Genomic DNA, 11,699 nt, shown 5'->3' with positions numbered 1-11,699 from the left:
TGCCTTCTGGGAGCTATGCCTTCTGGAAGCCCGCGTCCCGCAGCATCTTCTGCGCCGCGGGGCCGCTCAGCCACTTCACGAAGTCGGCGGCCGCTTCGGAGTGCCCGGACGTCTTGAGGGTGGCGGCCGGGTAGGAGGCGACGGCGTTCTGCGCGTCGGGGATGTCGACGCCCTCGGCCTTGCCGTCGGCGGCGGTGACGTCGGTCTTGTAGACGATGCCCGCGTCCGCCTCGCCCAGCTCGACCTTGCTGAGCACGGCGCGCACGTTGGGCTCCTGCGAGACCGGCTCGACGTCGACCTTCTGGGCGTCGAGGACCTGCTTGCTGTAGCGGCCCACGGGCACCTCGGGAGCGGCGAGCACGACCTTCAGACCGCTCCTGGCGAGGTCCTTCAGGGTCTTCACGCTCTCCGGGTTGCCCTTGCCGGTGGCGATGACGAGCCGGTTCTTGGCGATCACGACCGGCGTACCGGTGTCGGCCCTCAGACCGTCCATGGTCTTGGTGTCGGCGGTGACCAGGGCGTCGGCGGGGGCGCCCTGGCGGACCTTCGCGGCGAGTTCCTGGGACCCCTCGAAGGAGAAGTTCACCTTGGTGCCGGGGTGCTCCTTCTCGTACGCGGCGCCCGCGGTCTTGAAGACGTCGGTGAGGGAGGCGGCGGCGAGGACGGTCAGCGTGGCCTTCCCGCCGTCCTTCTTACCGCTGCTGCCGCTGTCGCTGTCGTCGTCACTGCCGCAGGCGGCGAGCGGTACGAGGACGGCGACGGTGACGAGGGCGGCGGCGAGGTGGCGGCGGGTGAACGTCTGCGGCACGGCGGAACTCCTTGGGACGCGGGAAGCCGGTGTACGGGTTCGGGCTCGGGCACGGCCCCGCCGGGTCAGGCGCGGTCGATGTGCACGCTGGTCGACTTCACGCGGGCGGTGGCCCGCATGCCGACCTCCAGGCCGAGCTCCTCGACGGCCTCCCGGGTGAGCAGTGAGACGAGGCGGTGGGGCCCCGCCTGGATCTCGACCTGGGCGGCCACGTCACCGAGCTTCACGGCGGTGACGATGCCCGGGAACGCGTTGCGGGCAGAGGTGTACGAGGCGTCCTCCTCGCCGGTGCCGCTCTGGGCGACCTCGACGGAGAAGGCGGCCAGGTCCCGCCCCTCGATGAGGCGACGCCCGCTCTCGTCACGGTGGGTGGCGACACGGCCGGCGTCGGCCCAACGGCGCGCGGTATCCGGACTGACGCCCAACAGCCGCGCGGCCTGCCCGATCGTATAGGACTGCATATGCGTCAAGGTAGGGGTCTATGCCTGGCATCTACAACTCTCTGGAGGAATTGCCATGGCAGTTGCAAGGCTTCTGGAGGAAGACCCCAGGCTCCCGGAGCCTTGGGGGGGGCGTGGCTCCCACGGGACCCCGCCCGTGGGTCCGGGGAGTCCGGTGGGCCGCGTCGTGCTCACAGGTGCAGCATGCGCAGCAACTCCGTGCTCCGTACGCCGGTGTCCACCGGCGTACGGTCCTCGCCGGGCCGCATCCACCCCGCCCTCTCCGCCGCGGCCACGGCCGCCGCCTCCGCCTCGTCGGCGGCGGCGTTCAGCGCCGCGTTCTCGCCGAGGTCGCCCGCCCTGGCGGCCGCCGCGGCGGCCTGTGCGGCCTTGAGGGCCGCGTCGTACGCCGCCGCGGCGAGTTCGGTCCCGCCGTCGTGGATGCGCCCCATACCGGCGGCCTGCGCCGCCGAGGCCGCGGCGTTCCGTGCGCAGCGGGAGTCCGCCGCGGGGGCGGGGGTGCTCTCCGCGAGCACCGCGACGGCCTGGGCGGACACGCGCGCCGCATGAGCCGCCTTCCAGGCGACCTCGGCGACCTCGGCGACCTGGGCGGCCTCGGTGGCCTCCTCGGCGGCCTCCTTGTCCGCCTCCGCCGCCTCCGCCGCCTCCTCCTCCGCCGTCCCACCCACGCTCCCGACGTACCGGCTGACGGCCGCCGCACGGCACGCGGCGCTCCAGGCCCGGGCCGCGTGGCCCGCCCGCAGGGCGACCGCTTGCGCGTCCGGGACCTTGGGTTGGCTCATGTGCCCTCTCCTTGTCCGGCAAGGACGCCCATCAGGGGCGCTCGTCAGGGGCGCTCGTCAGAGATGCCCGTCAGGGATGCCCGGCAGAGCTACGGGACCGCCTCACAGGAACAACCCCATCGCCTCGTCCAGCGACCACGTCTGCCAGCTCATGCCGAACAGGGCCACCGCCGAGATCAGCGCCATCATGAGGTTCTGCCCCTGCTCCGCCCAGTCGTGGATCATGAGGACGAGGTAGATCAGGTTGAGCAGCAGCCCGCCCACGAGGGCGATCGGTGTGAGGAACCCCGCGATCAGGCCGAGGCCGATGGCCAGCTCCGCGTACGCGACGACGTAGGCCAGCAACCGCGGTCGAGGCTTCACCACGCGGTCGAAGCCCCCGCGCACGACGGGCCACCGGTGCTTCTCCGCGATCCCGGCCGCCCACCCGATGCCGCCGCCCGCGAACCAGCTCTTCTTGTCCTTGTGCCGCCAGCTCTCCAGCCACCACAGCCCGAGCCCGATCCGCAAAACCGCGCACCACTCGGCCCCGCTGAGCCAGATCGTCCGCATCGTGAGCCCTTCCTGACCGGTACGGAACCTGGGTGAGAAAAACTGACGAGGCGTCAGTTCACCGGATGCCGGCCGATCCCGCAAGGGCCCCGCCCCGCCGCACTCGCTTGCCGTCGGGGCCGGAGGCCCATAACCTCCATCTGATGGATCGTCAGATTCAGTTTCGGATGCGGGCCGGTGCGGCCGGCCGGTGGTGAGGGGTTCGGTGTAAGCGGCATGGAGAGTGGCACCAGGGACATCCCCAAGGTCATCAGCGTCGACGACCACGTCATCGAGCCCGCGCACCTCTTCGATACGTGGCTCCCGTCCAAGTACCGCGACCGGGGACCCAAACCCTTCACCGCGGGGATCGGCGATCTCGCGTACATCGGCGGCAAATACCGCTTCACCACCGACCCCGAGGGGCAGGTGACGGACTGGTGGCGGTACGAGGACGAGATCTTCCCGTACAAGCGCATCATCGCCGCCGTCGGCTTCTCGCGGGACGAGATGACCCTCGACGGCATCACCCGCGAGCAGATGCGGCGCGGCTGCTGGGACCCCGGGGCCCGGCTCGCGGACATGGACATGAACCACGTCGAGGCCTCGCTCTGCTTCCCCACCTTCCCGCGCTTCTGCGGACAGACCTTCGCCGAGGCCAAGGACAAGGAAGTGGGGCTCGCGTGTGTGCGCGCGTACAACGACTGGATGGTCGAGGAGTGGTGCGGGGACAGCGGCGGGCGGCTGATCCCGCTGTGCCTCATCCCGCTGTGGGACGTGCCCCTGGCGGTCGAGGAGATCCGGCGGAACGCCGCCCGCGGCGTCCGCGCCGTCACCTTCAGCGAGATCCCGACCCACCTCGGGCTGCCCTCGATCCACACCGGCCACTGGGACCCGTTCTTCGCGGCCTGCGAGGAGACGGGCACCGTCGTGAACATGCACATCGGCTCGTCATCGCAGATGCCGGCCGCGTCACCGGACGCACCCCCCGCCGTGCAGGCCGCGCTGTCGTTCAACAACGCGATGGCCTCGATGATGGACTTCCTCTTCTCCGGTGTCCTGGTGAAGTTCCCCCGGCTCAAACTCGCCTACAGCGAGGGGCAGATGGGCTGGATCCCGTACGCCCTGGAGCGCGCCGACGACGTCTGGGAGGAGCACCGCGCGTGGGGCGGGGTCAAGGACCTGATCCCGGAGCCGCCTTCGACGTACTACTACCGGCAGATCTTCTGCTGCTTCTTCCGCGACAAGCACGGCATCGAGGCGATCGAGACCGTGGGCGTCGACAACGCGACCTTCGAGACCGACTACCCCCACGTCGACTCCACCTGGCCGCACACCAAGGAGGTGGCGGCCGACCACGTGGGGCACCTGCCCGAGGACGTGGCCTACAAGCTGCTGCGCGGAAACGCGATTCGTATGCTGGACCTGCCGTTCGACAAGGACCGGACGGCCGTGACCGCGGCCACCGGCTGAAGCCGGGCGCCGGGTCCGGGCGCGTGCGGAACGGGGCGGAGAGGCGAGTGCGGATGAGAAGCGCGGTGGCGGAACTCGGGGAGGGCCTTGCCACTCTCGGACGGCGGTACGTGCGTGACGCTCCCGGCACCTTCGGCAAGGCCGGGCTCGTCACCCGCCAACTCAACCCCTGGCTGCGGGACCACCCGCGCCGCCGGGTGGTCGAGTCGCACTTCGGGGCCCGGTTCGCCGTCGACACCCAGGACCTCATCCAGCGCTACATCTATCTGTTCGGGGTCTGGGAGCCGCACATGACGCGCTGGCTCCAGGGGCGCCTGCGCCCGGGTGACGTGTTCGTGGACGTCGGCGCGAACATCGGTTACCTGAGCGTCCTCGGGGCCCGACTGGTGGGCGACGATGGCCGGGTGGTCGCCATCGAGGCCTCGCCCGAATTCCACCGGCGCGTGCTCCAGCACCGCGACCTGAACGGCTGCGACAACATCCGCGCGGTGAACGCCGCCGTCTCCGACACCCGCAAGAAGCTCACCTTCGTCCTCGCCAGCGCCCACAACATGGGCGCCAACAGCGTCGTCCCGTGGGAAGGACCGGTGGCGTCCCGCTTCGAGACCGAGGCGCTGCCCCTGCCCGAGCTCCTGGAACCGGACGAGATCGCGCGCGCCAGGGTGATCAAGGTGGACGTCGAGGGCGCGGAGGGAAGCGTCGTGCGGGGCCTGGCCCCGATCCTCGGCCAACTGCGCCCCGACGCCGAGATCGCCGTGGAGGTCACCCCCGACCGGATGGCCCGGCTCGGCGACTCGGTCGACGAACTCCTGACGACGCTGCGCGCGCACGGATTCCACCCGTACCGCCTGGTCAACGACTACGCGCCGGGCAGCTATCCGGCAGCGGTCCGGCATCGGGGGAGCGGGCCCGTCCGGTGGCGCGGGCCCGTGCGCGAGGAGAGCGACCTGATCTTCTCGCGCGTGGACGCCGACGTACTCCGGTGAGTCGCCCGCGTACTCGGGTGTGCCACTGGAGCCACCGGCCCGCTGGAGCTACCGGCCCACTGGAGCCACCGGCTCACCGGCCGAGGCGGCGGGCGCCGGATAGCGCCACCCGAAGTGCGACAGCGCCCGCGCCCGCGCCTCCACCACCGCCATCCTGGCGTTCCGCTCCACGGTGTCGGTGTGCGCCGACTGGCCCGTGACCTGGCCTTCCCACTTGCGGTAGAGCAACCCGGCCTCGGACGTGAACCAACCGCGGGCGACCGAGCCGAGGGCGAGAAGCAGTCCGGTGTCCTCCGACGCGGGCAGCGCCATCCAGCCGCCGAGGCCCACGAGGAGATCGCGGCGGACGAAGAGCGTCGCCGGGTGGACCGGGGCGCGGAAGCCGTTCGCCTTCCAGGAGTCGAGGACGGCACCGCGCTCGATCGGGCCGTGCTCGGGGTCGCCGGGGAAACCCGCCGTGGTCCCGTCGGGCAGCAGGTCGAGGGCGCGCGAGGTCGCCCAGCCGATGGCGCTGTCGGCTTCGAGCGCCGCGAGGTCGCGGGCGAGCGCGCCGGGTGTGAGCCGGTCGTCGGCGTCGAGGACCTTCACGTACGCGCCGTCGGCGTGGGCGAGCGCCATGGTGCGGGCCATGCCCGGGCCGCCCGCCCGCCCCTGGAGGAAGGTCACCCGCCCGTCGTCCGGCACCAGGGGCGCGACCTGGTCGCCCTCGCCGTCCTCCCGGATCAGCCAGTGCCACTCCCATCCCCCGGGGAGTTCCTGTTCGCGGAGCGAGGCGTACGCGTCCGGCAGGAAGCGGGCGGACGGGCCGTGCACGGCGGTGACGACGACGATCCGCCGGCGCGGGGCACGCACGCGCTCACCACCTGCCCAGGCGGGTGGTGAACACCAGCTCCATGCGGTCGCCGGGCAGCTTGATGTCGGACAGTTCGACGACGCGGTCAGCGGTGTCGTACGCGAGCTTGCGCAGGACGAGGACCGGCGTGCGGGGCGGGAGTTCCAGCTCCGCCGCTTCCGCGGGTGTCGGCGGGCGGGCGGTGACGTGCTCCTCGAAGCGGTCGATCTCGATGCCGAGCGTGTGCAGTTGGTTCTGGGTGCCGCCGGGCCAGGGCTCGTTCGCGTCGTCCAGGAGGTCGGGGTTGGCGGCGACGACATCGCGTACGAGGTACGAGGTGACCAGGGTCAGGGGCGCGGTCTCGGCGGCGTACCGCGTCCGGTAGGAGCGTTCCAGGAGCGCGGTGCCCTCGTCCACGCCGAAGGCCGCGGCGAGGTCCTTGTCCGCCTTGGTCTCGCGGTACGAGGCGTGGAAGACGAGGTCGTCCGTCTCCAGGCCGGTGTCGCGCTCGGTGGCCCCCGTCTCCGCGCGCTCCTCGCGGGGGGCGCGGGCACGGTCCTTCTCCCACTGGTGGCGCAGGTTCGACCGGACGGCACGCGCCCTGTCCCCGGGCCGGTCCGCGGTCCGCTCGTACGCCTCTGCCATCGGTGCTCACCCGTCCGGTCGTTCGACGGCTTTCACCCTACGACGCGGGTCGCGGATATCGCCCGCGGAAGGTTCCATGTAGGTGGAAACGGTCTTTTTCGGCAGGTGGGCGGCCGGGTGCGGCGGCGGAAAAAATGCACTGCGAAATGGTTCATTGCAAGGAGTGCAATGGTGCTGACAGCCGGACGGCGTGAGCAGACAAGAACCCGATCGCTGGCGACGGGGGATGCACCAGCGATCGGGCTGTACCTAACCGTAACAAGCCTGCTCGCGCTAGGGGAGTCAACTTCCCGGAGTTGGCGAGTTGTGACCGGGATCACGCAGCGTGAGCGGGGTGCGGGGACGTCATTCGGCGCACGGCGGCGCGTACGAGAGACGGGGCAGGTATTCCCGCCATTCCGCTCGTGTCAGAACGCCACGGGTCGTCGAGCAAATGCGGCGGATCGCTGCTTCGGTGTTCAAGTTCCAGAGCCGGACGGTATCGCTGCCGCTGGACACTCCGAGCATGTGACTTTGCGGATTGAACGACAGGAAACTGCCGGTCTTCGCGTTGGGGCTCATCGACTGGCCGATGGGGGAGGCCTTCGCGGGGTGGGCGACGTCCCAGAGCCGGACGGTGTTGTCGTTGCTGCCGCTCGCCAGGGTGCGCCCGTCCTCGCTGAACGTCAGCGACACGATCGCGTCGGTGTGCCCCTTCAGGGACGCGACCAGACGGTCCGCAGCGAGAGGGTCGGACAGGTCCCAGAGCCGGACCGTGCCGTCGTCGCTGCCCGTGGCCAGGGTGCGGCCGTCGGGGCCGTACGTGAGCGTGTTGATGGGACCGAGGTGACCGCTGAGCGGCTTGCCGAGCCTGCCCGCCCGGCTCGGGTCCTGCACGTTCCACAGCCGTACGGTGCCGTCCGCGCTGCCACTGGCCAGCGTGCGCCCGTCGGAGCCGAACGCGAAGGAGTTGACGTACCCCTTGTGACCGGTGAGGGGCGCGCCGAGCCGACGGGGGCGGGCGGGGTCCCGGACGTTCCACAGTTGAATGGTGCGGTCGTCGTAGGGAGTCGCGAGGGTGCGCCCGTCCGGGCTGAAGGCGAGCGCCGCCGCGAACCGCGTCCGCAGTTGCACCGGCGGCCCGTAGGCGACGGGGCGTGCCGGGTCGGAGACGTTCCAGAGCTGCACCGCCCGGTTGCCGATCAGCACCGCCAGCGTGCGCCCGTCGGGGGAGAACAGCAGCGTCCGCACGTCACCTTCGCCCGGCCGGAACGGTGTGCCGAGCGCCACCGGGCGGTTGGGGCGCTGCACGTTCCACAGCCGGATCCGGTGGTCGCGCGCGGCCGTGGCGAGCACCTTGCCGTCGGGCCGGAAGGCGCCGTCGGTGCCGATCATGTCCCCTTCGGGGAGCGACCACAGGCGGACCTTGTTGTCGCCGTTCCCGGTGGCGAGGGTCCGCCCGTCGGGGCTGAAGCCGATGGCGTACATCTCGCCGCGACCGCCCGCGAGCGGCTCGCCGACCTGGGAGGGGTGCGCCGGGTCGCTGACGTTCCACAGGCTCGCGGTGCTGTCCGCGCTCCCGGCCGCGAGCATGTCGCCCTCGGGGTTGAACGCCACCGACCACAGGGGTCCGGTGTGCCCGGTGAGCGGCGCGCCGAGGGCCTTCGCGCGGCGCGGCTCCGCGACGTTCCAGAGCCGGATGGTGTGGTCCACGCCACCGCTCGCGAGGGTGCGGCCGTCGGGGCTGAACGCGACGGAGTGCACTGTGCCGGTGTGGCCGGTGAGGACTGTGCCGAGGGGGATGGGGCGGCGCGGGGCGGGCTGGGGTGCGCCGGGCTTGCGTGCACGGGCCTGACGTGGACCGGTCTGACCTGAGCCGTCCGTCCGCCACATCCTGATCGTGCCGTCGTCGCCCCCCGTGGCCAGCGTCCGGCCGTCGGGGCTGAACGCCAGGGAGCGCGCGGCGGCGGTGTGTCCGCTCAGCGTCGCGAGCGGCTTCGGGCCTGCCGGGTCCACCACGTTCCACACCCGGACCTCGTGGTCGTCGTGGGCGGAGGCGAGAGTGCGCCCGTCCGGGCTGAAGGCGAGCAGATAGATGGTGCCGCCGCGGCCGGGCACCGGCTTCCCGAGCGGGCGGGGGTGCCGGGGGTCGCGTACGTCCCACATCCTGATCGTGCCGTCGTCCGACGCGCTGGCGAGGGTGTTGCCGTCCGGGCTGAAGACCGCGGTGCTCACCCAGCTTCCGTGGCCGGTGAGGGGCTTGCCCAGGCGCTTGGGCCGGGTCGGGTCCGACACGTCCCACAGGCGTACGGTCCGGTCGTAGCTCGCGGTGGCGAGGAGCCGCCCGTCCGGGCTGAACGAGGTGAGGTAGACGGCGCCGGTGTGGCCGAGCAGGGGCGTGGCCAGCGGCGCGTGCACGATGGAGATCAGGCGGTTCTTCGTGCCCTCGTCGTGCGGCCGCAGCCGGTGCGCCACCAGGCCGAGCCGGGCGGACAGCGAGGAGTCGGAGTCCTGGGCGCGGTCGGCCTCGGTGGCGACCTGCGCGAACACCGCGTCGTTGCGCTCGGACACCGCGTCGTTGCGCTGCTGCGACGCGACGACCGCCGACACCACGGCCACCATCGCCAAGGCCACCAGGACCGCCCCCGCGCCCCGGCTGATCCAGCGCATGCGCCTGCGAAGCCCGGCCGACGCCGCGAGGAATTCCGCCGCGCCCCGGGTCAGGAAGGTGACGTCGGCGGACTCCGCCCAGGTGCGCGCCTGTTCAAGACGGGAACCCCGGTAGAGCAGAGCGGCGTCGCGCCCGGAGTCCTCCCAGGCCCTGCCGTCCTCCTCCAGACGCTGGCGCAGGAGGTTGTCGTTGCGGTCCTCGTCGATCCAGCCGCGCAGCCGCGGCCAGGCGTGCAGGAGCGCCTCGTGCGTGATCTCCACGGTGTCCGCGTCGAGCGTGACGAGCCGGGCGCGCACCAGCGCTTCCAGCGACTCCTCCGTCTTGTCGGGGTCCGTCGACTCGTCGGCCAACTGGCGCCGGGCCCCCCGCCTGCGGGTGGCCTGGGTGTCCTCGCCCAGCCTGACCAGGCGCAGTAGCAGCGCCCGCGCCGCCGTGCGCGCCGCCGGGTCGAGCCCGCACCAGGCCCGCTCGGCGGTGGCCGCGACCGCCCCCTGGATCCCGCCCGCCGCCCGGTAGCCCGCCAGGGTGAGCCGTCCCGCCTTCCGCCGCTGCCAGGTGGCGAGCAGAGCGTGCGAGAGCAGGGGCAGCACCCCAGCGTCGTGCGCCCCCCGGGGCCCGTCGGTGCCCACTTCCCTGACGATCAGCTCCGCGAGGCCCGGTTCGAGGTCGAGCCCCACGGCCTTGGCGGGACCGGTCACCGCGTTGCGCAGTTCCGTGGTGGTCAGCGGCCCGAGCACCATGTGCCGGTGCTGGAGCGCGTCGGCCAGTTCGGGGTACCGGAGGCACTCCTCGTAGAAGTCGGCGCGTATCCCGAGGACGACGAGGGCGGGGGCGTGGCCGCCGGATTCGGTGGTGGTGGCCGCGGCGTGCAGGAGCTGGACGAAGGCGCGCCGGTCGGCTTCGTCGGAGCAGAGGGTGAACGCCTCCTCGAACTGGTCGACGATGATGACCGGCTTGGCGTCGGGGGACGACGCCTCGCGCTCCGCCCAGGCGGTGATGGACTCGCGTACGGCGCGCAGGTGCTCGGGGGTGCCGGGGGCCGCCCCGCCGGGTCCTGCCTCCGGGGCGGGGGCGGCGTGCGGGGTGAGTGGGGTGAATGGGGCGAGAGGGGTGAGCTCGGGTATCCGGCTGGTCAGCTCGGCGAGGGGGGTGCTTCCTGGCACGAGCTGTAGTACGGCACGGCCGGGGCCGCCTGCCCCCGAACCGTCCCTGCCTGCGCCCGAACCGTCCCCGCCTCCGCCCGAACCGTCCCCGCCTGCACCCGAACCGTCCCCGCCCGAAATGGCCTCATTGTTGAGGGTGTCGGGAGCGCTGGGGGCGCTGTGAGCGCTGGGGACGCCGGGGGTGCCAAGCGCGCCGTTCCGCAGGGCGGGCACGAGACCGGCGCTGAGGAGGGACGACTTCCCCGCCCCCGAGGCGCCGACGAGCACGACGAGACCGCCCGTCCTCTCCGCCGCACGGAGCTGCGCGACGAGGGCGTCCGTGCTCCGGTCGCGTCCGAAGAACCACTGGGCGTCCTGGAGCCGGTAGGAGGCGAGCCCGCGGTAGGGGCACACGCTGGGGGCGGCGACAGCGGTGTCACCGCCGCCCTGATCGGAGACGGCACGCTCCCACAGCTTCTGCCACTGGGCGAGGTCGTAAAGACCAGTGGACACCGGGGCGGGCCGCTTGCGCCTGGCTTCGGGGATGAGGACGTGCAGCACGGCGGCGAGCGCGGCGAACTGGGCGGGCACGTTCTTGGCGCGCCGCCAGTCGCTGATCCGCTGCGCGGAGACCCGCACGGGCCGCCCGCGCTCATCGACGCGCTGCAACTGCACGACCGCTTCGGCCACGCGCTTGAGGGGCGGGTTACCGGCCTCCTGGTACAGCAGCGCGAGACGTTCCGCGAAGGCCGTGCGTGCCCCCGAGTCGGAACTCAAGGCCTCCACCCCTTACTTCCGCCGCACCTGGACATCCGGACCGGAAAACTCACTTTATACGGCTGACCTGCGGCTACGGCGTCCGGACGACACCGGAAGCTCCTCACGGGAGCCGGGAACTGGCAGGATCACGGCAGTAGCGAACCCACCACGCGGCGTCAGGGCAGGCCATCGGCTCGGCGCCCGGAGAGGCGACTCATGGCGCTGCGACTTCCTGGCTGGTTTCCGCCGGAGGCACGAAGTGGTGGCGAGGGCCTCAGACCCTGACCCTGACTCGCTCCGCTCCGCGTCCTGACACGACGCGGGCCGACGCCGTCCGCGCCGATGGGTACCGGTCCCCACGAGGGGAGGGACCGGTGCCGGTACGACGCGGTACGCGCAGGGCATCCAGAGCGGCATGCGGTGACCGTCCGAGGGGACGGTGACCGCATGCCGCTCAGTGCGTGCGTGACCGAGCCGTGGCCCGCCCGAGGCCCACTGCCGGCGCCCCGGCCGCGCGCCCCGGCCGCGTCATCGATGCCGCCTCCGCGTATGGCACGCCAATACGGAACCAGAACACGCCTCCGTACGGAAAGCGCGTCCGTGAGCCGTCCGTGCCTGCTCACGAGCCGT

General features: G+C 72.2%; 9 protein-coding genes. 2 read left to right on the top strand and 7 right to left on the bottom strand.

Annotation, left to right across the window (positions count from 1 at the left end):
• Positions 1 to 13: 13 nt before the first annotated feature.
• The 4 genes from modA to IG78_RS0110090 form a co-directional block, all read right to left on the bottom strand.
• Entirely contained in the window at positions 14 to 808 is a 795-nt protein-coding gene (modA, locus tag IG78_RS0110105) for a molybdate ABC transporter substrate-binding protein (protein WP_030561356.1), read from the bottom strand.
• A gap of 65 nt (positions 809 to 873) precedes the next feature.
• Positions 874 to 1,269 carry a TOBE domain-containing protein gene (locus tag IG78_RS0110100; RefSeq protein WP_030561354.1) on the bottom strand — a complete coding sequence of 132 codons (396 nt, stop codon included), beginning with the start codon at positions 1,267 to 1,269 and terminating at the stop codon, positions 874 to 876.
• 170 nt (positions 1,270 to 1,439) lie between these two features.
• Positions 1,440 to 2,051: a hypothetical protein gene (locus IG78_RS43940; protein ID WP_051852495.1), complete on the bottom strand. Its 612-nt coding sequence runs from the start codon at positions 2,049 to 2,051 to the stop codon at positions 1,440 to 1,442.
• Positions 2,052 to 2,153: 102 nt separating this feature from the next.
• A complete protein-coding gene (locus IG78_RS0110090) occupies positions 2,154 to 2,603 on the bottom strand; it encodes a DoxX family membrane protein (RefSeq protein WP_030561351.1) in 450 nt (149 codons plus the stop codon).
• A gap of 216 nt (positions 2,604 to 2,819) precedes the next feature.
• On the opposite strand from IG78_RS0110090, the gene IG78_RS0110085 reads away from it, so the two are divergent.
• On the top strand, positions 2,820 to 4,055 hold the full coding sequence (locus IG78_RS0110085) for an amidohydrolase family protein (RefSeq protein ID WP_030561349.1): 1,236 nt from the start codon (positions 2,820 to 2,822) through the stop codon (positions 4,053 to 4,055).
• A 53-nt stretch (positions 4,056 to 4,108) separates the two neighbouring features.
• Entirely contained in the window at positions 4,109 to 5,041 is a 933-nt protein-coding gene (locus IG78_RS0110080) for an FkbM family methyltransferase (RefSeq protein WP_107054853.1), read from the top strand.
• A 48-nt stretch (positions 5,042 to 5,089) separates the two neighbouring features.
• On the opposite strand, the gene IG78_RS0110075 is transcribed toward IG78_RS0110080, so the two are convergent.
• The 3 genes from IG78_RS0110075 to IG78_RS0110065 form a co-directional block, all read right to left on the bottom strand.
• Positions 5,090 to 5,893, bottom strand: coding sequence for a glycosyltransferase family 2 protein (locus IG78_RS0110075; RefSeq protein ID WP_051852494.1), 804 nt, complete (start codon positions 5,891 to 5,893; stop codon positions 5,090 to 5,092).
• A gap of 4 nt (positions 5,894 to 5,897) precedes the next feature.
• Positions 5,898 to 6,518, bottom strand: a complete 621-nt coding sequence (locus IG78_RS0110070) for a UTRA domain-containing protein (protein WP_030561344.1) — start codon at positions 6,516 to 6,518, stop codon at positions 5,898 to 5,900.
• A gap of 345 nt (positions 6,519 to 6,863) precedes the next feature.
• A complete protein-coding gene (locus IG78_RS0110065) occupies positions 6,864 to 11,096 on the bottom strand; it encodes an nSTAND1 domain-containing NTPase (protein WP_030561342.1) in 4,233 nt (1,410 codons plus the stop codon).
• Positions 11,097 to 11,699: the final 603 nt, after the last annotated feature.

The sequence above is a fragment of the Streptomyces aureocirculatus genome (assembly GCF_000720475.1).
GTDB classification, from domain to species: domain Bacteria; phylum Actinomycetota; class Actinomycetes; order Streptomycetales; family Streptomycetaceae; genus Streptomyces; species Streptomyces aureocirculatus.
The sequence above is the reverse complement of the archived record's forward strand: the minus strand, read 5'-3'. Positions and strand labels throughout refer to the sequence as shown.